The sequence below is a fragment of the Paenibacillus sp. HJGM_3 genome (assembly GCF_045062745.1).
Classification (GTDB): domain Bacteria; phylum Bacillota; class Bacilli; order Paenibacillales; family NBRC-103111; genus Paenibacillus_AA.
Genome location: NZ_JBJGED010000045.1, coordinates 15,546 through 42,196, shown reverse-complemented (window position 1 = coordinate 42,196; position 26,651 = coordinate 15,546). Strand labels below are relative to the sequence as shown.

The following is a 26,651-nucleotide window of genomic DNA, read 5'->3' as shown; positions in this document are numbered from 1 at the left end:
TGGAAAGGATTGAAGTTTGTTCATGAAAGCAATTGCAGCTAGTCATGGCTCCATTACCGTATTGCCGGATTTAGCCGTCCCTGCCCCGGCCAAAGGGCATGTCCTTATTCGTACCGAATATTCCGCCATCAGCCCCGGCACCGAGCTGACCGCGCTGCGCCGCTCGACCGACACGACGATCGAGCTCGGCTACAGCGCGGTCGGCATTGTGGAGCAGGTCGGCCCTGAGGTCGAGAGTCTCGTACCCGGCCAGCGTGTCGCCTGCTACGGCGCTCCCTACGTGCGGCATGCCGAGCTGATGTCGGTGCCGGTCAACCTGACGGCCGCCGTGCCCGATCATGTCGACCCGCAGGAAGCCGCGTTCGCCGGCCTCGGCGCGATCGCGATCCACGCGCTCCGCGTTGCGGATCTGCGCTTCGGCGAGCGGGCGATCGTCGTTGGCCTCGGCATCCTCGGCAACCTGCTCGCACAGATCGCGGCCGCGGCCTCCTTCGTATCGCTCGGCTACGACCGGAACGCCGAGCGTGTCGCCCGGCTGCAGCAGTGCGGCGTGCCGCATGCCTACAGCGACCAGGTGGCGCTCGAGCGCTCGCTGCACGAGCTGAGCGAGGGCTATGGCGCGGACGGCGTCCTGCTGTGCGCGAGCGGCGACGGCGAGAAGCTGATCAACGACTCGTTCACGTGGATCCGCGACCGCGGCAAGATCGTCATCGTCGGCGACATCACGGCGAACTTCTCCCGCAGCGCGATGTTCCACAAGGAAGCGCAGGTGCTCATCTCGCGCGCGGGCGGTCCGGGCCGCTACGACCCGGTCTATGAGCGCCAGAACCAGGATTACCCGTACGGCCATGTCCGCTGGACGGAGGGCCGCAATACGCGGGAATACATCCGCCTTCTGGCGGAGGGCCGCATCCGGGTGAAACCGCTTATCACCGGCGTGTACCCGATGGCGGACGCCAAGAATGCGTATGACCAGCATATCCAATCGCCGAGCACGACGATCGGGACGCTGCTGAAGTTCTAGCGCACGTAGAAAAAGGTTGGCCAAGGAGCAATCCTTAGCCAACCTTTATTCATTTCCAACCTTATCGCGAATCGAACGCATTGCGCAGCCCGTCGCCGATGAAGTTGAAGCACATGATCGTCAAGAAGATCATGAAGCCCGGAATGATCGGCACCCAAGGCGCCTTGGTCATGACCGTCAAGTTCTGGGCGCTCTGCAGAATGTTGCCCCAGCTCGCGAACGGAGGCTGAATCCCGAGCCCCAGGAAGCTCAACGTCGACTCCGACAAGATCATGCCGCCCATCTGCAGCGTGGCCGATACGATGACCGGAGCAATCGCGTTCGGCAAAATATGCACGAAGATGATCCGGAAATCGGACATCCCGATCGTGCGGGCCGCGTCCACGTACTCCCGGTTTTTGACCGACATGATTTGTCCCCGCAAGAGCCTCGACTTGCCCATCCACCCGAAGACGACGAACACCACAATGATGTTGAACAAACTCGGCTTGAACAAGGTCACGACCGCGATCAGCAGGAAGAACTGGGGGAACGCCAGCATCATGTCGACGAACCTCATGAGGATGCTGTCCGTCTTCCCGCCGTAATATCCGGCGATAGAGCCTACGATCACGCCGATAATAACGTTGAACAGCACCGAGAAGATCCCGACCGAGAGCGACACCCGCGCCCCGTACAGCACCCGGCTGAACAGATCGCGCCCCAAATCGTCCGTGCCGAACCAGTGTTCCTTCGAAGGCGGTTTGAGCCGCTGGAGCAGATCTTGTTCCGCCGGGTCGTGGGTGGCGATCAGCGGGGCGAATAAGGCCAGCAGGATGAGCGCAACCATGATGACCAAACCGACAACGGCCATTTTATTTCGTTTGAACCGGCCCCACGCCCGATGCTTGATGACCCTGGGCGCCGGCTGTGTCGTGTTGTTGGAGACGGCTACGTTCATCGCTACGCCCTCACTTCCTTCTTACTGAGACTGACGCGCGGATCGAGCATGCCGATCAGCAGGTCCGCCAGGATGTTGCCGAGTACGGTCAGGATCGCACCCAATGTGACTAGCGCGGTGATGATCGGGTAGTCCCGCTGGAAGGTCGCTTCGATCAGGAGACGGCCTACACCGGGAATGCTGAAGATCGACTCCAGCACAACGGAACCCGCGAAAAATCCGGGAATCGCCAATCCGAACAACGTCACAAGCGGAATCAAGGCATTGCGCAGACCGTGCAGACCGAGAATGCGCCCCGTCAGCAACCCTTTGGCTTTGGCCGTGCGCATGTAGTCCTGATTGATTACTTCGAGCATGCTGGACCGAATATACCGCGTCCACACCGCCGCTTCCGCGATGGCGATCGTCAAGACCGGCATGACCAGGTGCTCGATCCGATCCACTAGGCTGAAGGGGGCATTAATCGTCGACAGGCCTCCAATCGGCAGCCAGCCCAGCTTCACCCCGAAGAACATGATCAGGATCAGTGCCAGCCAAAAGCCCGGAATCGCCAAGCCCACGTTGGAGAGCGCGCTTACGGCCTGATCCAGCCGGGAGTTAGCCCTCAGGGCGCACAGGATCCCCAATGGCACGGCAATTAGGAGAGACACCAGGAAACTGGTGATCGTCAGCAGCAGCGTATTCGGCATGTACTCCCGAATTAGGCTCAGGACCGGCTCGCTCTTATGAAACGAGGTCCCGAAGTCGCCTTGCAGCAGCCCGCTGACCCAAATCCAATACTGCGTGATGATCGGTTTATCCAAGCCGGCTTGCTGAATCATGACCTGCTTGTCGGCCGTCTTGATCGTCGGATCCTCCAGAAACGCCGACAGCGGGCTTCCCGGTGCCAGATGTATGATCGCAAAGGAGATAATCGTGATGCCGATCAGAATCGGTATGGCGTTAAGCAAACGCCGCAGCGCATAGGAGACCAACGGTTGTCACTTCTTTCTGTACGAATTGAGTCCGACGCGCGCCGGTTTCAGGCGCGCGTCGGCAAGTCCTTACTTCGTGAAGTACCACTTCTCGATTTCTTTCAAGCTGTCGCGGTTCGGATTGAACCCTTCCAGCTTGGCCGGGTATGCCATAACGGTGGTCGGCGAGTACATGAACGTGTACGGTTGGTCTTCGGCGATCAGGGCGTCGATTTTGTTCAACAGCTCTTTACGCTTTGCCGTATCGAACGTTTGCAGGTCTTCGTCGATCAGCTTGTCGACTTCCGGGTTTTTGTAAGAGACGGTGTTCAACCCGATTTCGATTTCGGAGGAATGCCAGATGCCCTTTGGATTCGGGTCGCCGGAGATGCTCCATGCATAGTAGATCGCTTCGAACTGCTTGCCGGTGAAGTTCTTCGAGAAGGCGGAGCTTTCCACGATGCGCGGAGTCGCTTTAATGCCGACTTTTTGCAGCTGTTGCTGGATAACGGTGACCGCTTTCTCCCGAACGGTGTTGCCTTGGTTCACTTGGAGCTCGAACTCGAAGTTTTTGCCGTTTTTGTCGATCAGGCCGTCATTGTTCGTATCTTTCCAGCCCGCTTCCGCCAGCATCGTTTTAGCCTTTTCTACGTTGAAGTCGAACTTCGGTACATTGTCGGTGTAAGTCCAGTAGCTGGGCGCCGTTTGACTGTTGACGACTACGCCCAGACCTTCCGCCACATTGTCCACGATCCCTTTGCGGTCGATGGCCATCGTCAGCGCTTGGCGCACCTTCTTGTCTTGGAAGAGCGGGTTCGTCAGGTTCCACGCAACGAACAGGTAGCTGGACGATTTAATCCCTTTATTCAGCTTGATCTTGCCGGACGTCTTCGCGAACGGTTCGATCGCACCTAATTGGTCGGCCGGTACGCCGATGACATTGATTTCGCCGGTTTGCAGCTGAGCCATCATCGCATTCGCGTTCGGCACGATCTTCGCCGTTACTTTATCGATAGCCGGCTTGCCGTTGTAGTACGACTCGTTGCGGCTGAACCGCAGGTATTCGCCCGTTTTCCATTCATCCAGCTTGTAAGGACCGGACGTTACGCTAGGCTTCTTGTAGTAATCCGATTTGTCCAGATCCTTGATTGGCACATCCTTCAACACGTGTGCAGGCAGGATGTTGTAGATGACCGTATCGATGTAGCCCGCGAACGGCTTCTTCCATACGAATTTTACGGTGGAGTCGTCCACTTTCACAACTTTGGACAGCTCGGTGAACGTCCCTTTGCGAGGGCCCTTGTAATCATCGTTAATCGGAATGCTGTAAGTAAACACTACGTCGTCCGCCGTAACCGGCTTTCCGTCGGACCATTTCGCGTCAGTACGGAGCTTCATGGTCATTTCCATCTTGTCGGCCGAGAAAGTCGGTTGGCCTACAGCCAAGTCGGGAATGAGCTCTTGCTTCTCGTTCAGCTTATACAGGTAGCTGGAGGTCAGCTCGATGACTTCGGAGGATGTCGTCGTCGTAGCCCAGAAACGGATAAAGCCTTGCGGATCGCCCAGGTAAGCGGTGATGATCTCGCCTCCGTCGACCTTCTCTTTGGACGGAGCGGCGGACGGCGCGCTGGACGCAGCGGCGGATGGCGCAGGCGTGTTGGTGGAATTGTTCTTGTCCGACGAGCAGCCGGCCAGGAAGGCGGTTGCCGTCAGTACGGTTGCCAGGGCAACCGAGGATAAAGTGCGGTAAGGCATAGAGACCATGATAAAACCCCTCTCAAAAATATAATTTATAGAAATAGCTCCTTTCGGAGTAATTCCATGAAGCTGGTACGTCCTTAGTGGTAGCTTTTTATGCCGATTCAGGATGTGATTTCAGCGAAGTTTATTCTTACTGAATCGGTAGAAAATGGCACGAGGCGGAATGCCCCGGCTCCACTTCTCGGAAGATCGGCTGCTCGAACAGGCAGCGTTCTTGAGCATGCGGACATCTAGGATGGAACGGACAGCCGGAAGGCGGATTGGCCGCATTCGGCACTTCCCCGGACAAGACGATCCGCTCCCGCTTCGCACCTACCTCCGGCTCCGGTACCGATGACAGAAGCGCCTGGGTGTACGGGTGCTGCGGGTTGTTGAACACTTGGTCGCGGGTCCCGGTCTCGACGATGCGGCCTAGATACATGACCGCGACGCGGTTCGAGATATGCCGGACAATGCTGAGGTTATGCGAGATGAACATGTACGACACCTTCGTCTTCGCCTGCAGCTCCTCCATCAGGTTCACGATCTGCGCCTGGATCGACACGTCGAGCGCAGATACCGGCTCGTCGGCTACGATCAGCTTCGGCTGCAGCGCGATCGCGCGGGCGATCGCTATGCGTTGGCGCTGACCGCCAGAGAACTCGTGGGGGTACAACTTGGCTGCTTGTCGGCTCAGGCCGACGGTCTGCAGCAGCTCCCCGGCTCGGTCGGCCGCGTCCTTGCGGCTCAGCCCGCCCTGAAGGAAGAGCGGCTCGGCGATCGCATCCCCCACCGACAGGCGCGGGTTCAGCGAGGCGTACGGATCCTGGAACACGCACTGCATCTCCTTGCGCATCGGGCGGAACTGACGCTGACTCATACGCTCGATACTCACGCCGCCAAAGTGAATCTGGCCTTCGGTCGAATCGAGGAGCCGCAGCGTCATACGCCCGACGGTCGACTTGCCGCAGCCGGACTCGCCTACGATCCCCAGCGTCTCCCCGACCCCTACTGTCAAGTCCACGCCGTCGACCGCCTTGACGATCCCTTTGTTCGCTCTATTCCCTATCGGAAAATGCTTCTTCAGTCCTTTAATTTCAAGCAATGGAGCGCTCACGTCCCTAATCCCCCTTCTGTATGACAGCTAAACCCGGATGCAGCGGACTTGGTGACCGGACTGGATGTCCCGCAATTCAGGCATCTGCGATCGGCAATCATCGGTGGCGATCGGACATCGGTCCGCGAACCGGCAGCCTTGCGGGAATTGCCCGGCGGGAGGGACGGTGCCCCGAACGGGGACCAGCTTCTCGATCGGACCATGCATGCGGGGTGTCGATGCGAGCAGTCCCTTCGTATAAGGATGCAGCGGGTTCGTGAACAGCGTCTTCACGTCCGTCGACTCCACGATCTGCCCGGCGTACATGACGACGACTCGGGTCGCCATCTCAGCCACGACGCCCAAGTCATGGGTGATGAACAGCACGGACATCTCGGAGTCCTGGATCAATCCGCGTATCAGATCGAGCACTTGCGCCTGGATCGTCACGTCCAACGCCGTTGTAGGCTCGTCAGCAATGAGCAGATCCGGCTGGCACGCCATCGCCATCGCGAGCATCACCCGTTGGCGCATCCCGCCGGAGAGACGATGCGGGAATTCCTTCCGAATCCGCGCCGGCTCTGGGAAGCCTACCTTGCGCAGCCACTCGTCCGCGATTGAGATCGCTTTCACGCGGGATACCTTCAAGTGCTTGCGCAGCCCCTCGGTCATTTGCAGCCCGATGGTCAGCACCGGATTGAGCGACGTCATCGGCTCCTGGAAGATCATGGCGATCTGCCGGCCCCGGACTCTCGCCATCTCCCGCTTCTTCAACCCGACCAGGTTGCGGCCGCGGAACCGGACTTCTCCTTGCGCGATCTCACCGGTACGGGGAAGCAGCTGCATGATGGACAGCGACGTCACGCTTTTTCCGCAGCCCGATTCGCCGACCAGAGCGACGACCTCGTTTGGCCCGATGGCCAAGTCGATGCCGTCTACGACGGTCAGCTCTTTATGTTTATCCTTGAATACGGTTCGGAGCGACTTTACTTCTAAGATTGCTTCGGACAAGCAGCTCACCTTCACTCGCTAAATGTGGAAATAAGTAAAAAGCAATAATTATTTCCCATTGTATAGGCTAATAAACATTTTGTCACGATTTATTTGTTTCCGTGAAACTTTATTTCATAAAAGCGATAAAACGTTAACGCATATCCGCCCAAACGCATTACTGCATATCTACCGCAAAGTGGTAAAGCAGTAGAAGGCTTGTCCCCTCCTGGTTTGGGATGCTCCTTAAAAGATTTGTATGCTTTCCATTTCCCAGTTAGTACCTATTTGCACAAAAAATTAGCGTTCGAACGGGACTCTGTCCTCACTCGAACGCTAATCGGCTAGTTCCCCTTATGCGGGGCCGTATAAACCAAATACTCATAGCTCCGGCTCGACCCGTCCTTCGCCGTAACCGTCAGCTGGAGCAAGGTCGCCGCCTGCGTACCGGCCGGCCCCTCCAACGCGAGCGCTTGCTGCGACGTGACGGCAGCGCCGCTCATCACTCTCACAAGCAGCCTCTCCGGATCGAACTCACTCGCATGGACGATCAATTCGTCGGCACCGAACCGGCTGACGGTCTCCAGCCGGGCGCCGGCATAAGTCAGACCGGTGATCGCCGCCGCATTGGTGCTGTCCCCCATCTCCACCCAGACCGGGTTGGAGAAGGCAAAGCCGGTCCCGGTCAGCGGCCCGATGCCTGAGCTGTTCTCATTCGCCCGCTCGCTGAACACTTCCAGGCGGTAGAACTCGCGATCCGACACCGGCAACGCGACCGTCCGGACGAACGAATTCGTCTGCAGCGACGTGAGATCCTCGTCGAGCACGACGGTCCGCTTGTCGTAATCCGCGATGTTCCCGGTAACCGGGTAGCGCAGGACACGAACGCGCGTCAGCTTCGAATTAGGATCGTAGGCTTCGATGCGGAACGGCGCCACGCCTTTATGCTCCAGCGTTAATGTGCCGCCCATGCCGACCCCGCCGATGCTGAACCGGAGCTCCGGACCGTTCGTCCCATAATAGCCGCCCGTCCTCAGCAGCTCCAGCACATTCGCTTGCGTCAGACCGGCGAGCCAGCCCTTGCTGTACGTGTCGCCCACCTTGTCTCGCGTGTGTCCGTCGGTATTGGCGATTCCGTAATATTTGGCCTCTCCGCGAATGTTGATCTCATCCCAGAACCGGAACGCTTTCTCGTTCACACCGTTATCGAGCGCATGCCAAGTCCCGTTCCATACCTCTACGCCGGTGAACCCTCTCCACTGATAAGGATTCTGGAACAGATACGTCTGCTCGAACGGATGCGCAATGTAGACCAGGCCGCCCCGACCCGTAATGTCGTCGATGCTGTTCTGCCAGGTGTAGCCGGAGCCGGAATTGTCGATATCGGATCGCGGCAGGCCGTCGAGTCCGTAGACCAGCGCATGCCCGACCGGCGTCGTCACTTCCGTGCCTGCCAAGCTCAAGAACTTCCCGTCATAACTTTGGGTAACGGCTGCCGCATCTGCCTTATGCGAATCTTTATTATGCTCGGTGCTCCACACCCAGGACAGCAGTCGTTTATTGTACACGCGCTCGGAGTTCTCGGCAATCGTGTTCACCCCGTCGGAATGCTTCGTATGCGTATGGTTGTCTCCGGCATAATACCCGGCGCCCGCCACGTCGAAGCTCGCTTTCTTGGTCACCTGGAACTCCGCGTTGGAGGCATGCGCCTGAATCGCCGCTCGGCCCCCCTCGAGCGCAACCGCCCTAACCGTGAATGTAGCTTGAGAGCGGGCGTCGATGACAGGGATCGTAATCGAGCTGTCCCCGAGCACTTGCACGAAGTAAGGCGGCTTCAAGGCGACCGCTACGTTCTGCAAGGGATTGCCGGTCAAATTGCGTACCGTCACCGAGACATCGAACGGGGTATCGGCGGTCAAATCCGTAGGCAGCCCGATCGCTACGTCCGCTACCTTTCTCAGCACGAAATCCGCCTGGACTCTTTGCCGCTCCCCGATCTCGACAGTCTGGCCCTGCACCGAATAAGCCTCATTGACCGGGAGGACCGAATAAACCCCCTTGGCGGCAAAAATTTGATACTGGCCGTCGGCTGTCGTCACGGCACGGGCCATAACTTGCCCGGCGCTGTCCTTGCTCACCACCTCCGTGAATCCGACCGGCGCCCCGGCTTCATCCCGCAGCGTCCCGGATATACTGCCGTAATCCTCCGGATTGCCGTGCTCGCGGATCACTTTCGCCCAGAATTCCGCAACCGCATAAGGCTTATCGGCAGGACCGGCGATATGCGGCATATGGTAGATCACGTACTGCCGGCTCCCGTTGTTCGGAATAGACGCTTCGAACCAGGCGCCAACGAACACACCCTCGTGAATCAGGATGTTTGGCTGCTGCTCTTGCGGCCAAATGATAGCGTGCGCCGGCTTGCCGGTGAATGAATTATTAATGCCGCTGAACAGATAGTTCTCCGTCCAGCCGCTCCTGATCGGATTCTTCTCCTGACTGAACACCCAGTTCCTTCCCGGCACGTAACTATGCTGCTCCCCCGGCTGATCCGGGTCGATGATATAGCCGAAGTTGCCGTGGAAGTCGGCGCCCGTCTCATTCCGGAGCGTAACCTCCATGCGGATCAGCGGCGTACCGTCCACAATGGAGTACCGCACTTCCGACTTCATCCCGGCGTTGTGGTCCCAATCCCCCTTGGCAAGGATGGATGTCCCGTCCAGACGGATGTCCGGCATCTCCAGCTTGGTCAACGGGTGGAACCACGACCATTCCATGTGCTTGCCGTTCGCTTCGTCTTCGGGCGTGACGCCGAGATCGTCGCTCAGGACGAACTCCGTGTAGTCCAGATTCTCGATTCGGCTCAGCCCCGCAGGAACCGCGTCCATGATGTGCCCCGGCGTGAGCGTGCCCCACTTGTTGTTGCCGGACGCGTCGTTGCTCCAGTCGACGGGGTCCATACCCGCCGTACGGACGGTGCCCACCGTGAATTTGATTTCCGGACTCTCGATGTAGTAATAGTCGTTCTTCGGCCACCAGTCCCGGGAGGTGCCTTCGTAGACGAAGCCCGGATCGCCCCGGGTCACTCCTGCCGTGACCTCTCTCTCAGGAGCGGCCATCGTAAAATCAACCTGTGCGAAAGGTCCCGCCAGCTCAGGGGCCGGCGTCAGGTCGTACGTGTCCGTTCCGTTGGTAGCATGGAGGCCGTAAACGTTCCCGGTAACGGTATAAACGCTATAGCTGCCCCGGCTATCGGTCGTAGCCGACGCGTATGGGCTCCCGGATTGCGTATTCAACACGATGTCGACGCCCCGGGAAGGCTGCCCGGCGGAATCCGTGACGGTGCCGGTCACCTTGCCGATCGAAGCGAGATCGGTTCGGTTCTTCACCACGTCGGCCCAAAACTCCGCAGTTTGATAAGAGGAATAGGCCGGTCCCGGGATGTGCGGCAGATGGTACAGCACGAGCTCCTTCGACGTATTCGGAGCGAGGGAGACTTGGAACCAGGCGCCGGTGATGTAGCCTTCCGGGATCAGGGCGCTTGGCTGCTGGTTATCCGGCCAGATGATGGCGTGCGCGGGATTGCCCGTGAATTTGTCCTGAATGCCGTTAAAGATATAGTTCTTGTTCCAGCCGGAGGTGATAAATTCGCTTACTTGCCCGCCTCTCCAGCCCCAGCCCGGGACATAACTGCTTTGCTCCAACGTTTCCTCGGGATCGATAATATACCCCAGATGCCCGGTGAACGCGGTCGCGCCTTCGTTGGTCAGTTTCACCTTCATCTTGATCAGCGGCGATCGCTCCACCAGCGAGTAGGTTACTTGTGCCTTGATGGCGGGATTGGCATCCCACGCGCCGCGAGAGACGATCGAGTGAGCTTGGGCCTGGATATCGGGCAGGCTGAGCTTTTGCGTCGGGTACCACCAGGTTCGGCCGACTTGCGGACTCAGAACAAACTCGGTATAGTCTAGGTTCTCCCTGCCGCTGAATTTTGGTGCCGCGTCCATGATATGGCCGGGCGTCAGCGTTCCCCATTTGTTGTTGCCCGATACATTGTCGCTGTAGTCGGTCGGATGGGGAGTGGCCAAGGCGTTCTTCCCGACCGTCACTTTCACTTCCTCATTCTCCAGGGCATAGTAGTCTACACCTTCGAGCCAGTCCCTCGAGGCCGGCGCATAGGTGAACCCAGGTTCTCCCCTGGCGACCCGCGCGGACGCCGACTCATCGTCCGGCAGCTCCGTCCCGGTCACGCCGTATACGGCGGACGTCGCCGCCTCCGCCCTCCCGATGGGGATCGGGCTGGCCAGCCCGATCCATAGCGCGATGGCGCTTAAGGTCAAGGCAGCCGTCAACAATCGCTTGAACATCCGTGTTCCTCCCTCACACATGAGATTGCAGCCTCAGTATATAGGCGGGGTAGGACGAGAGAAAGAATGCTTTCTCAACATGACGTTCTGTTTTCTTAACATCAGGGATATGTTCACAAAGCGATACGAGAGGTTGAGAATGCGTTATTCGCCGTCCGTTCGGGACGTGCTACAATGGAGGGTTTGGAGGGAGAGGGAGCCCGCGGAACGTCAAAAAAGCGACCCTGCCCGGTTACAGACGGGAGCCGCTCGATGTCGGATGCATGTAGAGTATCGTGGTCCAACTATGCTTAAATACGCCTCGTCCGCACGGAAGCGAAGCGCTTATTGATTCTCCAGCTCTTCCTTGCCGACGAGGGCGACTAAAGCGTTTACAGCCTGCTCGGAATCCGAACCTTCTGCGCTTATGTGTACCTCGGTGCCTGAGCTGATCGCCAAGCTCATGATCCCCATGATGCTCTTGGCATTGACTTTCTTATCGTCCTTCTCCACGAAGATCTCGGAAGAAAATTTGTTAGCCTCTTGTACGAATAAAGCTGCCGGTCTGGCGTGTAGCCCTGTTCTCAGCCTCACGACTGCAGGTCGTCTCGTCATTATCCCAATACCCCCTACATCCATCACTTGGTTCACTTCAACGCTCTGACGGTTTCTTTATTTTTGTATTATACCATTTTTCATGAATCTGTAAAAGAAATCGTTGGCATTTTCGCATCCGGTTGTGAATTTCTTACTTTTTCCGCCAATTCATCCAGCTTGCGCAGCCGGTGATTCACGCCGGACTTGCTGACATTGCCCTTCAGCAGCTCGCCGACTTCCTTCAGATTCATATCGGAATGCTGCAGCCGGATCTCCGCGACCTCTCGCAGCTTCTCCGGCAAGTTCTCCAGGCCGACCGTCTTCTGCAACAGCTTGATGTTGTCGATCTGCCGGACGGCCGCGCCGATCGTCTTGTTCAGGTTCGCCGTCTCGCAGTTCACGATCCGGTTCACCGAATTGCGCATGTCCTTCATGATCCGGACGTCTTCGAAGCGCAGCAGCGCCTGGTGAGCCCCGATCAGGCTCAGGAACTGAATGATCTTCTCGCCTTCCTTCATGTACAGGACGAAGCCCTTCTTGCGCTCGATGCAGCGGGCGTTCAGGTCGAACCGGTTCGCCAGCTGGCAGAGCGCCTGGCAATGCTCCTCGTACATCGAAGCGATCTCCAAGTGATAGGAGGTGCCTTCGGGATTGTTGACCGACCCTCCGGCGAGAAAAGCTCCGCGCAGATACGCCTTGCGGCAGCAGCTGCTGCGGATGATCCGTTTGTCGATGCCCGGGTTGAATTGAAACCCTTCGGTCACGATATGCAGATCGGACAATATTTCTTGCACTTGCCCCGGGAGCCGCACGATGTACACGTTGTTTTTCTTAAGCCGCATCTTCTTGCGTACGAACAGCTCGGTATGCATCTCGTACATTTTCTTGATCAAGGAATAGATCCGTCGGGCAATCGCCGCATTCTCGGTCGAGATGTCCAGGACGATGCGCTGATTCGTCAGCTGCACGGAACCGTTCATGCGAATGAGGGCCGCCAATTCGGCACGCTCGCAGCAAGGCTCGGCTTCTATCATGGTCAACTCTTTCTTCGTCTGCGCTGCAAATGACAACGGAACTCACCTCTTTCGTACCATCCAGCTTTCCACAACTTGATAAATGTGATGGCTCAGTCTCTCGGCGTCATGCCGCAGGTAGGTGCGGAACAGCACCAGCCGGTCGGCAATCACCTTGTACCCGCGTCGCGTCACCTCGTCCAGGTCGAGATGGACGGCCTTCGCGCCCTGCTCCGCGTACTTGCTCTGCACCTGGGGCGGAATCTCCCCATTGTTCACGATCACATAGTCGAACAGATGGTGCCCGACGTGATCGTAGATCGCCTGCAAGTGGTCGCCGACCGAGTAGTCGTCGGTCTCCCCCGGCTGCGTCATGACGTTGCAGACGAAGATCTTGACCGCCTGCGACGTGACGATCGCCTCGGCCAATTCATGGACGAGAAGATTCGGCAGGATGCTGGTGAACAGGCTCCCCGGCCCGACCAGAATCGCGTCGGCCTCCCGGATCGCCTCCACCGCTTCCTGCAGGGGAGATACATCGGCGGGCTCGATGAACACGCGCTTGATCTTGCCTCCCGCCTTCGGGATGAGCGACTCGCCCTCTACGATCGTGCCGTCGTGCATCTCGGCCTTCAGCACGATCTGCTGGTCGCTCGCTGGCAGCACGCGGCCGCGGACTGCGAAGACGCGGCTCATCTCCTTCACGCCGGTGACGAAGTCCCCGGTGATGTCCTTCATCGCGGCGAGGATCAAGTTGCCGAGGCTGTGACCGGCCAGCGCCGAGCCGGCGCTGAAGCGGTACTGCAGCGTCTTCGCCAGCAGAGGCTCGACATCGGCGAGCGAGATGAGCACGTTACGAATGTCGCCCGGCGGGGGCATCTGCAGCTCCGAGCGGAGAATGCCGGAGCTCCCTCCGTCATCGGCCACCGTGACGATGGCCGTGATGTCTAGCGGCTTTTCCTTCAAGCCGCGGAGCATGACGGAGAGCCCGGTCCCGCCGCCGATGACCACGATGCGAGGCTTGCCTGTAAGCTTAGTAGGCTCCTCGGCGATCATCGGCTCACCTCCGGCTTCCGGTCGCGGTCCGCGTCGCGGTGGCTGACGCGCACCGTCTCCGTCTCGCTCGTGCCGAGTCGTTTGCCTAAGTATTCCGCAATCGCCACAGATCGATGCTTGCCGCCTGTGCAGCCGATGCCGACGACGACCTGGCTCTTGCCTTCCTTGGCGTATTGCGGAATGAGGAATTGCAGCATATCCACCAGCTTCACGAGGAATTGCTGCGTCTCCCCCCACTTCATCACATAGTCGTAGACGTCTTGATCCATCCCCGTGTTCGGCCGGAGCGCCTCCACGTAATGCGGATTCGGCAGGAACCGGACATCGAAGATGAGATCGGCATCAATCGGGATCCCGTATTTGAAGCCGAAGGAGATCACGTTAACCGAGATCCCCGAGCGCCCCAGATTCGTGAAGCGGTCGATGATCCGTTCCTTGAGCTGCGCCGGCTTCAGGTCGCTCGTGTCGATGACCTGCGTCGCCATCCCCTTCAGCTCCTCCAGCAGCTTGCGCTCGAGCCGGATGCCGTCGAGCGGCAGTCCATCCGGTGCGAGCGGATGGCGGCGGCGGCTCTCCTTGTACCGCTGCACGAGCAGCGCGTCCGTCGCGTCCAGGAACAGAATCTCGTACGTGATCGTATAGTTCTCGCGGATCGTGCGAAGCGATTCGGACAACGAAGTGAAGAACTCCCGCCCGCGTAAGTCGATCACCAATGCCACCTTGCCGATCCGGCCCTGGGACTGATCGATCAGCTCCGCGAATTTCGGGATGAGCACGGGCGGCAGGTTATCGACGCAGAAGAAGCCCAAGTCTTCGAGACTCTGCACCGCGATCGTCTTCCCCGCACCGGACATGCCGGTAATGATGACCAGCTTGGGCGCGGCGTGGCCTTCCTCCAGATGTACCATCTCGCTCCCCCCCTCCCCTAAGATACCCCACAAAGTGACGCGAAGCCTTCGAAGCTTATTCCTGGTACTTTGCGGGGACCCAGGATTTTTTTCCCAAACGCTACAAATTCAAGCCGGCGGCCCCGACAATCCCGGCGTCGTTCCCCAACTGAGCCGGTACGATGTCTACCCCTTCGGTGAACACCGGAGGGACGTTCAGCTTATACACCTTGCGAATCTCATCGAACAGGATGTCGCCCGCTCTGGCCACGCCGCCGCCGATGATGAACCGCTGCGGATTCAGCACGACCGCGACCGCCGCCATCGCCTTGGCGAGATAGTGGGCCGCCCTCTTCACGATGCGAATGGACACTTCATCGCCGTCCTTCGCCGCGTCGAACACCGCCTTCGCGGTAATCGTCTCAAGCTCGGACAGCGTCGTCACTTCGCCTCGGCCTACGGCGTCCTGAGCCATCCGGACGATGCCCGTAGCCGAGGAGACCGTCTCGACGCAGCCCATCTGGCCGCAGCCGCACTGGATCGCTTCCAGATCCGGCACGACCTTGATGTGCCCGAGCTCGGCCGCCATCCCACGGAAGCCTTCCACGATCTTGCCGCCGATGATGATGCCGCCGCCTACGCCCGTGCCGAGCGTGAAGCAGACCAAGTGCTGCACGCCGCGTCCGGCGCCGCCCCAAGCTTCGCCGAGCGCAGCTACGTTCGCATCATTGTTGATCGCGACCGGAATGTTCAGTCGCTCTTCGAGCTCCCGGCGCACCGCTACGTTCTCCCACTTCAAGTTCGGCGCCGCGAGGACGACGCCTTCCGCCAGGTCGATGAACCCGGCGATGCCCGCACCTACGCCGGCCACCTGATCCCATGTATATGAGGAGTCGGTCACAATTTGTTTCACATATTGCGCGATTCGATCGAGTACGGCTTGGTGGCCTTCCTCGGCTCCCGTGGGACCTTCATACGTATGCAGCAGGTTGCCCTCAGCACTACAGATCCCGACCTTGATATTCGTGCCGCCCAAGTCTACGCCGATATAGATCTTTCCCGACATCCCAGTGTCACCTCTATATAAATTGTATGCTTCTGTTCCAACTATAAGCCAACCCTATCGGAAGGTCAAGCCGCACAAGGCTTCCCGTGAATGAGCCGAATCCCCCTCAGCCAAGGAGCGGAAGGGGATTCGAGCATGCGTTACAATCCGGATCCTGACGCGGATCAACGGTTTCTATGCGTTAGGCGTTCAGCGACTGGCTCCAGTCGTGAACCGGTTGGCCTTCCAGGAATTTCTCGCAATCCAGGGCCGCCATACAGCCGCTGCCGGCCGCGGTGATCGCTTGACGATACCGGTGATCCTGCACGTCGCCGCAAGCGAAGACACCCGGAATGTTCGTCTCGGAAGTCCCCGGCTTGACGATCAGGTAGCCGGCTTCGTCCGTCTCCAGCTGGCCGCCCAGGAAGCCGGTGTTCGGCGTATGGCCGATCGCGACGAAGATGCCGTCCGTCTCGAGCAGCTCTTCCTCGCCCGTCTCGTTGTTGCGCACCTTCAAGGCGGTCACGCCCTTCTCGCCGGCCACCACTTCGAGCGGCGTGCGGTTCAGGCTCCACTTGATCTTCTCGTTGCCGCGGGCGCGGTCTTGCATGATCTTCGAGGCGCGCAGCTCCGGACGACGGTGCACGAGGCGCACTTCGGACCCGAACCGGGTCAGGAAGTTCGCTTCCTCCATCGCCGAGTCCCCGCCGCCGACGACGATGATCCGTTTGCCGCGGAAGAAGAAGCCGTCGCAGGTCGCGCACGTGCTGACGCCGCGGCCCATATTCGCCTTCTCGCCCTCAATGCCGAGCAGCTTCGCGGAGGCGCCGGTCGAGATGATGAGCGTCTCGGCCTTCAGCTCATGTCCGCCTTCGAGCTTCAGCGTGAACGGCCGCTGGGACAGATCGACTTCGTTGATCCAGCCGGTACGGAATTCGGCGCCGAACCGTTCCGCTTGCTTGCGCATGTTGTCCATGAGCTCCGGGCCCATGATCCCTTCCGGGAAGCCGGGGAAGTTCTCCACTTCCGTCGTGGTCGTCAATTGGCCGCCAGGCTCGGGGCCTTCGATCACGAGAGGCTTCAGATTCGCACGGGCGAGATAAATCGCCGCGGTCAATCCGGCAGGGCCGGTCCCAACTACAATGCTATGATAGATGTTGCTCATCTTAGACGTACCTCCTTTGGATGCATTTCTCTATGGGTATAGCAAGCTCCGTCAGCTCAGCCTTCGATCTATTCGACTATTAGGAGGCTACCCCTGTTCGGAGCGCTTCAGCTTCGGGAAAATTTCGTCCATCTTGGCCTTCAGGCCGCACGCGTCGTCAATCGACTTCACATGCTTGCTGACCGTAGCCGTCGAGATGCCGTAACGCGCGGCCACCTCGTGATACGAGATTTGCCGGCGGTGCATCTTGGCGGTTAGGTATTCGAGCGCCGCCGCCCAGCCGTCGATCTTCGTAATCCTCGGCACGCTCGGGTACATCCGCGTCAGAAATTCGACCCACAGCGTCTCCAGGTCGTGCTGCTGCACCATATCGTAGCGCTTCTCCATCTTGCCGAGCGCGCACTGCATCACTTCCTGCCACTCGTCCTTCCAGACGGGCAGGTTCGGGGACCAGGGAGCCGAGGCCGTCACCTGCTTGCCCTGCAGGAGCACTTGGATCGGCTCCTTCGCGCGCATGCTGCGCAGGACGAACATTGCAACCTTTTTCAAATACTCGTCTTCCTTCGGATCGAGCAGGAACGCGCGCAGCGCATCCTCCACCTCGCTGTCGGCGATCATGCCGAACGCTTGGATCACTTGGAGCTTCGTATCCTTATCCCCGTGGCGCAGCGCCCAGAAGAACGACGAGCGAACGAGCGGATCGCGCCGCATATGATCGGGAATCCCGTCCTCCGCCGCCTCCAGCACCTTGAACTGCTCCTCGAACGGCAGGTGATAGTGGTAGCTGATGGCGCGTTTCTGCCCGTCCTGCATTTCTTTCAGCTGATTCAGATAGAAAGGGGCCACTTCCGTGCCGGGATCGAGCCTCTCCACGACGCGCCACAGCTTCTCCGCTTCCGTATACCGGCCGATGTGGTACGCCGAGACCGCCGTGTAGTGGTACAAGCACGGATCCAGTCCGGACTCCGCGCTCTTGAGCAGCCGCCGGAACAAGCGGAACGCCGTCTCATGCTCGCCCAGAATCCCCATCGTCGTAGCCAGCTTGAACACATGGTCGTGATGAATCGGATACGTCTTGCGCAGCTGGGCCAAGAGCTGCTGGAGAGCATCTTTCTGCCCGTTATGCTGATAAAAGATGCCGAGGTTGCACAACGCGTGCAGGTTGCCCGGATCGACCTCCAGCACTTCCTTGATCGTCTCCATCGATTGGTCGAACAGCCCCATGTAATAGTAAGCGAGCGCCAAGTTGTTGCGGGCGGCCATGAAATCGGGGTTCGCCTCCACCAACTGCTCGAGAATGCGCACCGCTTCGGAGAATTTCCCTTCCTCCAAGAGCGCCCGGGCCCGGTCGTGCTCGAACATGCCTTCGCGGCTCTTGATCGACTTCAGGCGGGTGGGCCGGTTCAGCTCGTAGCTGAGCAGCTCCATCATTTCCTCGGCTTCCTCCAAGTAATGGCCGTTCGGGTCGTGCTCCAGATAGTAGATGAGCGACTCTTCGGCTTTCTCGAAGTCCTCCATATTGGCATAATTGTTCGCCAGATAGAAATGGCACTCCGTCATGGCGGGATCAATCTCATCTATGATATGGGTGAGGACCCGGTTCGACTCTTCAAAATTGCCCATCTCCGAGAGGACGCCGGCCAGATTGCAATGGTTGACCGGATTCTCGGGCTCGTAATCGACCGCCTTGCGAAAATATTTCAAGGCTTTGTCATAGTGGTGTCGATCCAAGGACTGGACTGCTCTCTCGAAAAAGAAAGTGGCATCCATCGGGATCGATATGACGTTTCGCGGCAACGGGTCGGCCACAGGCTTTTTCTTCGCCATGGTAATTGACACCTCCAGTGACATACTTCATTCAAGTATATCACAGTTCCTTCGGTTCACCTACAGGGAATCCCGCGCAACAAGCGCGGATAGGCGGAGCGGATGCCCGATTCCGGACACCCGCTCCGCCTGTATCGCCATTCTAGACGCCGCCGTACTTGAACAGCGTGCTGATCGAACCGCCCTGCATGATGATGCGAATCGCATCGGAGAACAAGTGCGCGAGCGACAGCACCTTGAACCGGCCGCTGGCCGTCTCCGGCAAGGCGATCGAGTCGGTGATGATCACTTCCTTGATGTTCGGGTGATCGAGGCGCTTGATGGCCGGATCGGTGAACACCGGATGCGTGGCGCATACGTAGGCGTCTTGGGCGCCGCGCTCCTTCAACCCTTCGACAACCTTGACGATCGTACCTCCGGTGTCGATGAGGTCTTCTATGATAATCGGAGTCCGTCCTTCTACGTCCCCGATGACGTGCGTAATCGTGGCTTCATTATGCGCATGACGCTTCTTGATCATGATCGCGAACGGTGCGTTCAGGATATTCGCCAAGTTCTCGGCGGTTGTAGCCCGCCCCGCATCCGGCGAGACGACGACCGGGTTCGAGATGTTCTTGCTCCTGATGTAATCGGCGATCATATCCGTTGCGGTCAGATGGTTGACCGGGATGTTGAAGAAGCCTTGAATCGCCGGGGCGTGCAGGTCCACGGTCATGATGCTGTTCGCGCCCGCGGTGGTCAGCAAGTCGGCGACCAGTTTGGCCGAGATCGGCTCGCGCGGAGACGCCTTCCGCTCCTGGCGGGAGTAACCGTAGTAGGGGATGACCAAGTTGATCGTTTTGGCCGAGGCCCGACGGGCTGCGTCCATCATGATGAGCAGCTCCATCATGAGATCGTTGACGGGATGGTTGAAGGTCTGCACCAAGAACACGTCGCAATTTCGAATCGTTTCCTCGTAGTGGCAATAAATTTCCCCGCTCTTGAACCGGGATAACTTAATCTTGCCGAGAGGCACCCCTAACTCCGTGCAGATGGCCTCTGCCAGCTTCGGATTGGACGATCCGCTGAAAATTTTACAATTGTCCGTGTACATGGTTACCCCCTATAAGTAGGACGGCGGCGCTCGGCTCCGTCCTTGAATGCAACTGTGTGCAGCTTTATTATACCTGTTCGACAATCAATTTCAAAAGGAAACCGAGCGTTTGTCGAATTTTTGTAACAAACCCGTTCCTATTGTATCCAGGAAAGGGCGGAAAACCCCTCGGCAATTTGCACCAGAGGGGTTTGGGGGTCATGATTGCGGATGAAGCGTTACGGTCTGCCCGGACTCGGACGCTTGGTACACCGCCTCGATCGTCCGCTGCAAGAGCCACGCCTGCCGCAGCGTCGTCCGGGGCGGCCGCCGCTCCCGGATCGCGCCGGCGAAGTCTCGGAGTACTCGGCGCTGCAGCTCCCCGAACGTCTCGTCGCCGGACCACACGGTCTCCGCTTCTACGCCGTTCGCCTCGCTGTAGCGGTACAGCGTCACAACATTACGCAGGCCGGGCACGATACGGAAGCGGATCGTGCCGGTCTCGCCGGTAATCTGCCAGGCTGCCTCCTCCGGGCCGACGAAATATTCGCCTTGCTCGAGCAGCAGGACCGGGGCCGTCTCGCGCTCGCTGCCGGCCTCATCGCCGCTGCATACGATCATCGCCGCCGTATGCGTCTCTCCCGTCGACCCGGCTGGAACATGGTGCCGGAACATGTCCTGGAGCGTCCAGACGCGGCCCGACACTTGAGCAGGCGTGTACCGCCAGCCGGTAACGCCCAGCATGTAGTCGAGCACGTACGTGCCTAGGTTCGTCAGGTTGCCGCCGCCGTTCAAGGCCGGGCTCAGCCGCCACGCCGGCGGCAGCTTGTCGGGCGCCGGCGCGGCCTTCGCCGGCAGCAGCCAGCGGCACGAGATCGTGCGCAGCGCGCCGATCGTGCCGGCCTCGAGCAGCCGACGCACGGCTTCCGCCGAGTCGGCGAACCGCAGCCGCGACGAGCAGCTCGCGGCCACCAACCCGTCGGCTGCTTCGAGCAGCCGCTCCGTTTCGGTCGCGCTGAGCGCGACCGGCTTCTCCAGCAGCGCGTGCTTGCCGCGCGCGAAGGCGTACAGCGCCAGCCTCGTGCGGAACGCGGCTGGCACGGCCAGGAGGACGGCGTCCACGTCCGCCGTGTCGATCATCGCCTCCGCGCTCTTGTACCACGCGGAGATGGAGAATTCGGCGGCCGCGGCCCGGGCCGCCGCTTCTTGCACATCGGCGACCGCGACGATCGCGAGGTCGGGCTGGCCGGCGGCCGCTTGCAAGTACACGCGGCCCATCACGCCGCAGCCGACGAGGCCGATGCGCACCGGCGGCTGCGCGTGTTGCGGCTGAGGTTTTTGCGGCTGTTGTTGTTCAATGGTCATGCTTTTTTCAGGCTCCCGTCTACAATTACTTTCCCTTCGGCCGTGGAGGTTTCTAGGCGTTTTTTGGCGTTACTTGGCGTTACTTGGAGGTACTTGGCGATACCTGGCGATACGAGACGCTACGTGCCGGTCCGCTCCTTGCGGTACATCCCCGGCGTTGTCCCCGTATGCTTTTTGAACACTTGAATGAACGTCTTGCTGTGCATGAAGCCGACCTTCTCCGCGAGCACGTGCACCGGATACTCCTCCTGCTCCATCAGCTCGATCGCCTTCTCGATGCGCAAGCTGTTGACATAGTCGACGAACTTGACGCCGTACTCCTCCTTGAACAACCGGCTAATCGAGCTAGGATGCAGCCGGAAGGCGTCGCCCAGGAGCGACTGCGACAAGCCCGGGTCAAAATAGTGCTCGTCGATGTACCGCTTGACCTCTTGCATCGCACTGCGGTTTTGCCGGGAATCCCGCCACAGCCGGATTTGCTCCGACACGGCCGATAGCGTCCCCCGGAGCGCCGCGCTGATCTCGGCGAGGCTCTCTCCCTCCTTCAGGCTCTGCATCAGCCGTTCGTTGGCCGATTGCCAGTAGCCGTCCAGCTCCGCAGGCAGGTCGCTCATCTTGTGCTGAATGTGGAACAACAGCACGTACAGGAGGTTGCGCACCTGCTCGCCGCCGAACAAGTGCGATGTCAGCGACGCCGACAGCTGCGTCAGCTCCGCCTCCCATTCCGTCTCTCCCATGCGGAGCGAACGGCTGATTTCCTCGATGCGCTCGAGCTCCAGGATCAACTCCGGCTGGCCACGGTCCGGCAGGATGTGCAGCGGGATCAGCCGGTTGCTGCCCAAGCTCAGCTTATACCCCAGCGCCCTGCGCGCGGTCTGGAACGAGACCGACACCGATTCGATCCGGTCTACGGCCACCCCCGCCGCGATCGTCACCGTGCAAGGAAGCTCCTTCTCCACCCAGGCGCGCAATTGCTCCAGCCCGGCGATCAGGCCGATCTCCGCGTCCGCCGCCTCACCCTGCATTACGATCGCACCTAGCTGGTGCTCGTACAACCACTCGGAGGTAAACGAGCAGCCGGTATCGGCCAGGGTCAAGTCCAACTGCCCCTGAAGCGCGAGCCGCATCGCCTGGAGCTCCTCCTCCGAGCGGTCCGTGCCGAAGAAGGCCGCATAGCGATCGAGCTCTACAATGACTGCTGTCGGACGCCCCGCATCCAATCGAAGTCCGAACAGTTCCTCCTCGCGCTGGCCATAGAAGGAAGCCGCGTCGAACCGCCCTTCTGCCAACCGCAGGAAGTGATGCACCCGTTTGAACTTCCGGTTCGCCTCATTCTCCAGCTTCAGCCGGTTGGAATCATCCCACAGATGGTCCAATGCCCGGCCGATGGTTTGAAACTCGTCGCGCCTGCCCCCCTGCGGCGGGTCGAGCGGCCGTTTGAGCCCGATGGCGCCCACCTGACTGAGCAGCCCCTGTACCGGTCGGTAATGCCTCCGGGAAGCGAGCACGAACCAGACGCCTCCGATCAGCATGCACAGTCCTCCGAGCGAGATGGAGATGTACAGCGCGGGCTCCGCCCAGCCGAGGATGCCCGGCTGCAGCACGCCGCTCTCGATCGTCCAGCCGGTATAAGACATCGTCACCGTTGCGAGCCGCTTCCGTTCTTTGCCCGTCTCATCGGCGGGAATCGTAGATCCGATCAGCCGGCCGTTCCCATCGGCAATGCGGATATAACCGACCGACGTATCCACGGATTGACTCAAGAGCTTTTGCAGCTCATTGACGTCCACCTGAGACACGAGCAGCCCCTTCGTGCGCAGATTCGCAATGCGGGCGATCGAGATCACTTCGCGGGTCCCTTGGGGTGAGGAGGGAGACGCAAGTTTACGTCGGTCCCCCCACCGGAATCGAGTATCCGACTGCATCTGAGCTTCGATATAGGCCTTGTCGGCATACAGATCCGATTCGGCGATACTGGTTGGCTCGAGGACGATTTTTTTCTCCGGATTGACCAAATAAAGCGAAACAATCAAGGGAAAACGCGTTTGCAAGTTCGATAAAGCCAATGCAGTCCGGTATGCCGAGACGAAGCTGTCCGAGCTCGTCTCGGCATAGAACCCTTCGATGTCCGAGTTGGAATTTACGAGCAGGAACATCCCGTCATCGATCCCCCGAAGCGACTGTTCCAGCATTTGGCTGGCATTGCGGGCTACCGTTTCATTGGATTGGATGGAGGAACGCTCCGACAGTTGTCGAACTGTAAGGAACAGGATCAGGAGCAACGTCAAACAAACGGCCAGGAACACCGGGATGTAGGACAACATCAGGCGGTAAAACCAGTTCCGTCTCATGAAGCTCATGATGCTTTCCCTCCACTCTCGATTTACCCTTTTTGGGCATCCCTTTATTTTGATTATTTCAAGCGCGGCCTGTACCGTCAACCTTTTTATAACGCTTTCAAAATCGAGGAATGCCGCAAAAACGATCTATAGGCAAACTCCCGCCCCATCCCTTAACGTTAAAAATGCAACGAGCGAGAGCAACCAAATCGAATTGGGGGATGACCAACAAATGAGAGCCAAACCGATGACTCACTTGAAAGTGCTTACAACCGCTGCGATGGTCGCAACCGTCTTAAGCGCATGCGGGGCCGATTCCGACAAGCCGTCGTCACAAGCGTCACCTGCCGCAACAGGTTCCGGCGCAACCGCCTCAGCCCAGCCGCAAAAAGAGAAGCTGAACCTCAAATGGTTCATCGAAGGTCCGGCGAATGCGAAGCTGCCGAGCGACCAGGAGGACTTCGTCAAGAAGACGATCGAAGAGAAGTTCAACGTGAAGCTGACCGTGGACTACATGGTGTTGGGCCAGGACTACATCAACAAGATCAACGCCCAGCTCACCGCGAACGATGCGCCGGACATGTGGCGGGACGCCAATGGGGACGGGGGGCAGAAGTACGCGCTGGACGGCATTCTGGCCGACATTTCCAAGTTCGTCACGCCTCAGACGATGCCCAACTACTTCAAGTATTGGGTGGACGAGAAAACGTTCGCCGGCTATCAGGTTCAAGGGAAGACGCTGCGCGCTCCGATCCCGTACAGCAAGGAATTGTACCGCGCCTGGTATATCCGCAAGGATTGGCTGGACAAATTGAACCTGCAAGTACCGAAAACGTACGAGGAATATTTGAACGTCTTGCGCGCCTTCACCAACAACGACCCGGACGGCAATGGGAAAAAGGACACGTACGGCTTCACCACGGCGGCCGGCGGCGACGGGATCGGGCTCGATTGGCCGGAGTATTGGAAGAACGGGCTGATCTACGCCACCTTCCTGGAGAACGGCAAGTTCATCGATATGCAGACCGATTCGCGCGTGGAGCAGGTGCTGAACGATATCTCGAAAGTCGTCGCCGAAGGCGTCGTCGACCCGGACTGGTTCCTGAACAAGGCGCCACAACACACGGATAAGGCGGCGCAAGGCAAGGTCGGGGTCGTCCTGGGGGCTACAAAAGATTTTGCCTTTGACTCCAACCCGCAGAGCCTGCAGACGAAGACCAAAGCGCTGTTCCCGAACGCGAACTGGGTGCCGTTCACGCCTTTTGGCAGTCACCCGATTCAATCCGGGATTGCACCGGGCTCCCCGTTCCTGTTCCCTAAAAGCGTGGCGGAGAAAAATCCGGAGAAGGTGGCCCGTTCGGTCGAGATCCTCGACTGGTTATCCAGCGAGGAAGGCTACCTGCTGACGCATTATGGCCAAGAGAACAAGCACTACACCAAGAACGGGAAGACGATCACCCTGAAGCCGGAAGCCATTACGGCTGACATTACGAACAAGGGCGACTGGTTGACGATCTGGGATTTCTTCACGCCGGCGACGCCGAATGTCTTCGGCCTGACGGTCATCGATCCGACCCAGACCGAACGCGATCGTCAGATCGAGAAGACGCTGGCTTCGATCCCTTCGGCCCCGTACCTCGGTACGAGCCTGATCGCGCCTACCGGCTTCGACCTGGCGACGTTCCGCAAGCGCCAGCGCGAGCTGCAGGCGAAGGCGATCTTCGAAGACAAATCCGGCAAGAACTGGCCGGCTTACCGCGAAGAGCTGATGACGAAGTACAACGGCACGAAGCTGTTCGAAGCCTACGCCGAGCAGATCAAAGCGGCCGGGCTTGTGAAATAAGCCGGCGACGCTCGTCTCTCTGTAGCTGGGGCTGTAGCCTAACAAGCTGGCTTGTTTGAATGATCTTATAGCCACTATCCCCTTCGCTCAGGTGGGGAAGCCAGAGACCTTAGTCCGTCTGGCTCTCCCCCATTGTGAAGGGGATCGTGTTTTTTGCAGGCAGTTGGGCTACTCGAATAAGGAGCTCTTTTCACAAGCCTTACCTTTCACCCTATGGACCGGACCCTATCGCTACTATCCCTTGCGCTCAAGCCAGCTTACCTCAACCTCGCACTCAGCTTCCTGAGCAAACTTCGGCCCTCGGCCCCTTCCGCCCTCCTATCGCCACTATCCCCTTCGCTCAGAACGGAGCAATCATACCAACCGGATCGCAACTATCTCTTCCACTCCGGTACCGCTGCACACAAAAGGCGACTAACCCTTCAGTCAGATTCGCCGCCCTGCCTTATGCACTTACCAGAGCCCTTCATCGGACTCTCCGGACCTATAGCGGACCTAACGCCCTTATCCCTTTACGTTACGCTCAGTAGGGACTCCCACTCTAATAAACCGGCACCACTTTCCCCATTCACTCCGATTCCGATGCCCCATTTCCACCAGCGCCTTCACTCAGTCGGCCTCTGCGTTCTACAATTACCAAGTCCATTGACGGACTCTACGGACCCTATAGCCACTATCCCCATGGCTCAGATTGGGTATCCTTAACCTCGTTTCTTAAAGCTCCCCTCTGCATCGGCCCCTGTACTCTTCGGACCTTATCGCCACTATCCCTTTCGCTCAGATACCACCGCCCAATTGATCGCTACGTCGTTTTCACTCACTTTGGCGGCCCTCGCGTTCTGCAACTACTAAGACCTTACATCGCTCCTTATGCCCACTATCCCATTCGCTCAGGTCGGCTTACCTCAACCTCGCGCATAGCTCCCGGAGCAAACTTCGGCCCCTTGGCCCCTTCCACCCCTCTATCGCCACTATCCCCTTCGCTCAGAATGGTAAAATCATACCAACGGATCGCAACTTTGGCTCAGACAGCCCTCCTCACCTAACGGTGACATCCCCTGAGCAAAGGTGATAGTGCTCATAAGGCTGGAAAAGTCAGTACCTGAGTTCGTTCTAGGCGGTCCTACCTTACTGCTCTGGTTCCTGAGCGAAAGGGATAGTGCCTATAAGGCTCGAAGAACCGGTACCTCAATTCGCTCCAAAAAGACCGACCCTCCTGCTCACATTCCCTGAGCGAAAGGGATAGTGCCTATAAGGCTGGAAAAACCGGTACCTCAGTTCGCTCCAGAAAGTCCGACCTTACTGCTCACATTCCCTAAGCGAAAGGGATAGTGCTCATAAGGCTCGAAAAAA

Annotated in this window: 18 protein-coding genes; 2 read left to right on the top strand and 16 right to left on the bottom strand. The window is 58.9% G+C overall.

Annotation, left to right across the window (positions count from 1 at the left end):
• Positions 1-22 precede the first annotated feature (22 nt).
• Positions 23-1,024: a zinc-dependent alcohol dehydrogenase gene (locus ACI5FR_RS31990; protein ID WP_405462162.1), complete on the top strand. Its 1,002-nt coding sequence runs from the start codon at positions 23-25 to the stop codon at positions 1,022-1,024.
• Positions 1,025-1,085: 61 nt separating this feature from the next.
• Here ACI5FR_RS31990 and opp4C read toward each other — a convergent pair whose 3' ends face one another.
• The 16 genes from opp4C to ACI5FR_RS31910 form a co-directional block, all read right to left on the bottom strand.
• Positions 1,086-1,964, bottom strand: coding sequence for an oligopeptide ABC transporter permease (gene opp4C, locus ACI5FR_RS31985; protein ID WP_405462159.1), 879 nt, complete (start codon positions 1,962-1,964; stop codon positions 1,086-1,088).
• A 2-nt stretch (positions 1,965-1,966) separates the two neighbouring features.
• A complete protein-coding gene (locus tag ACI5FR_RS31980; RefSeq protein WP_405462157.1) occupies positions 1,967-2,938 on the bottom strand; it encodes an ABC transporter permease in 972 nt (323 codons plus the stop codon).
• 69 nt (positions 2,939-3,007) lie between these two features.
• Positions 3,008-4,681 (bottom strand): peptide-binding protein, encoded by a 1,674-nt coding sequence (locus ACI5FR_RS31975; RefSeq protein WP_405462155.1) that lies wholly within the window; start codon positions 4,679-4,681, stop codon positions 3,008-3,010.
• A gap of 127 nt (positions 4,682-4,808) precedes the next feature.
• Entirely contained in the window at positions 4,809-5,774 is a 966-nt protein-coding gene (locus ACI5FR_RS31970) for an ABC transporter ATP-binding protein (RefSeq protein ID WP_405462153.1), read from the bottom strand.
• Between the two features lie 27 nt (positions 5,775-5,801).
• Positions 5,802-6,764 carry an ABC transporter ATP-binding protein gene (locus ACI5FR_RS31965; protein ID WP_405462150.1) on the bottom strand — a complete coding sequence of 321 codons (963 nt, stop codon included), beginning with the start codon at positions 6,762-6,764 and terminating at the stop codon, positions 5,802-5,804.
• A gap of 323 nt (positions 6,765-7,087) precedes the next feature.
• Positions 7,088-11,110, bottom strand: a complete 4,023-nt coding sequence (locus ACI5FR_RS31960) for a CehA/McbA family metallohydrolase (protein ID WP_405462147.1) — start codon at positions 11,108-11,110, stop codon at positions 7,088-7,090.
• Between the two features lie 324 nt (positions 11,111-11,434).
• Positions 11,435-11,704: an HPr family phosphocarrier protein gene (locus ACI5FR_RS31955; protein WP_405462145.1), complete on the bottom strand. Its 270-nt coding sequence runs from the start codon at positions 11,702-11,704 to the stop codon at positions 11,435-11,437.
• Positions 11,705-11,784: 80 nt separating this feature from the next.
• On the bottom strand, positions 11,785-12,756 hold the full coding sequence (whiA, locus tag ACI5FR_RS31950) for a DNA-binding protein WhiA (protein WP_405462143.1): 972 nt from the start codon (positions 12,754-12,756) through the stop codon (positions 11,785-11,787).
• Positions 12,757-12,762: 6 nt separating this feature from the next.
• A complete protein-coding gene (locus ACI5FR_RS31945) occupies positions 12,763-13,755 on the bottom strand; it encodes a gluconeogenesis factor YvcK family protein (protein WP_405462140.1) in 993 nt (330 codons plus the stop codon).
• Positions 13,752-14,663 (bottom strand): RNase adapter RapZ, encoded by a 912-nt coding sequence (gene rapZ, locus ACI5FR_RS31940; protein WP_405462138.1) that lies wholly within the window; start codon positions 14,661-14,663, stop codon positions 13,752-13,754. The genes ACI5FR_RS31945 and rapZ overlap by 4 nt, the downstream gene beginning before the upstream one ends.
• A gap of 100 nt (positions 14,664-14,763) precedes the next feature.
• Positions 14,764-15,708, bottom strand: a complete 945-nt coding sequence (locus ACI5FR_RS31935) for an ROK family glucokinase (protein WP_405462136.1) — start codon at positions 15,706-15,708, stop codon at positions 14,764-14,766.
• A gap of 181 nt (positions 15,709-15,889) precedes the next feature.
• Positions 15,890-16,843: a thioredoxin-disulfide reductase gene (gene trxB / locus ACI5FR_RS31930; RefSeq protein ID WP_405462177.1), complete on the bottom strand. Its 954-nt coding sequence runs from the start codon at positions 16,841-16,843 to the stop codon at positions 15,890-15,892.
• A 96-nt stretch (positions 16,844-16,939) separates the two neighbouring features.
• Positions 16,940-18,679 carry a tetratricopeptide repeat protein gene (locus tag ACI5FR_RS31925; RefSeq protein WP_405462135.1) on the bottom strand — a complete coding sequence of 580 codons (1,740 nt, stop codon included), beginning with the start codon at positions 18,677-18,679 and terminating at the stop codon, positions 16,940-16,942.
• Between the two features lie 142 nt (positions 18,680-18,821).
• Complete coding sequence (locus ACI5FR_RS31920; RefSeq protein WP_405462132.1) at positions 18,822-19,772, bottom strand: ribose-phosphate diphosphokinase; 951 nt, start codon at positions 19,770-19,772, stop codon at positions 18,822-18,824.
• Positions 19,773-19,970: 198 nt separating this feature from the next.
• Positions 19,971-21,116, bottom strand: a complete 1,146-nt coding sequence (locus ACI5FR_RS31915; protein WP_405462129.1) for a Gfo/Idh/MocA family protein — start codon at positions 21,114-21,116, stop codon at positions 19,971-19,973.
• 119 nt (positions 21,117-21,235) lie between these two features.
• Positions 21,236-23,476, bottom strand: a complete 2,241-nt coding sequence (locus tag ACI5FR_RS31910) for a helix-turn-helix domain-containing protein (RefSeq protein WP_405462127.1) — start codon at positions 23,474-23,476, stop codon at positions 21,236-21,238.
• Positions 23,477-23,687: 211 nt separating this feature from the next.
• Between ACI5FR_RS31910 and ACI5FR_RS31905 the strand changes: the two genes are divergently transcribed.
• Entirely contained in the window at positions 23,688-25,298 is a 1,611-nt protein-coding gene (locus tag ACI5FR_RS31905) for a type 2 periplasmic-binding domain-containing protein (RefSeq protein WP_405462126.1), read from the top strand.
• Positions 25,299-26,651: the final 1,353 nt, after the last annotated feature.

What these genes read in the sequence shown, in the direction of transcription:
- ACI5FR_RS31910 (WP_405462127.1), bottom strand. Translation starts at nt 23,476, where the DNA reads ATGAGCTTCATGAGACGGAACTGGTTTTACCGCCTGATGTTGTCCTAC.
- ACI5FR_RS31945 (WP_405462140.1), bottom strand. Translation starts at nt 13,755, where the DNA reads ATGATCGCCGAGGAGCCTACTAAGCTTACAGGCAAGCCTCGCATCGTG.
- ACI5FR_RS31960 (WP_405462147.1), bottom strand. Translation starts at nt 11,110, where the DNA reads ATGTTCAAGCGATTGTTGACGGCTGCCTTGACCTTAAGCGCCATCGCG.
- opp4C (WP_405462159.1), bottom strand. Translation starts at nt 1,964, where the DNA reads ATGAACGTAGCCGTCTCCAACAACACGACACAGCCGGCGCCCAGGGTC.
- ACI5FR_RS31915 (WP_405462129.1), bottom strand. Translation starts at nt 21,116, where the DNA reads ATGACCATTGAACAACAACAGCCGCAAAAACCTCAGCCGCAACACGCG.
- ACI5FR_RS31990 (WP_405462162.1), top strand. Translation starts at nt 23, where the DNA reads ATGAAAGCAATTGCAGCTAGTCATGGCTCCATTACCGTATTGCCGGAT.
- ACI5FR_RS31935 (WP_405462136.1), bottom strand. Translation starts at nt 15,708, where the DNA reads ATGTCGGGAAAGATCTATATCGGCGTAGACTTGGGCGGCACGAATATC.
- rapZ (WP_405462138.1), bottom strand. Translation starts at nt 14,663, where the DNA reads ATGGTACATCTGGAGGAAGGCCACGCCGCGCCCAAGCTGGTCATCATT.
- ACI5FR_RS31925 (WP_405462135.1), bottom strand. Translation starts at nt 18,679, where the DNA reads ATGGCGAAGAAAAAGCCTGTGGCCGACCCGTTGCCGCGAAACGTCATA.
- ACI5FR_RS31905 (WP_405462126.1), top strand. Translation starts at nt 23,688, where the DNA reads ATGAGAGCCAAACCGATGACTCACTTGAAAGTGCTTACAACCGCTGCG.
- ACI5FR_RS31975 (WP_405462155.1), bottom strand. Translation starts at nt 4,681, where the DNA reads ATGGTCTCTATGCCTTACCGCACTTTATCCTCGGTTGCCCTGGCAACC.
- ACI5FR_RS31920 (WP_405462132.1), bottom strand. Translation starts at nt 19,772, where the DNA reads ATGTACACGGACAATTGTAAAATTTTCAGCGGATCGTCCAATCCGAAG.
- ACI5FR_RS31955 (WP_405462145.1), bottom strand. Translation starts at nt 11,704, where the DNA reads ATGACGAGACGACCTGCAGTCGTGAGGCTGAGAACAGGGCTACACGCC.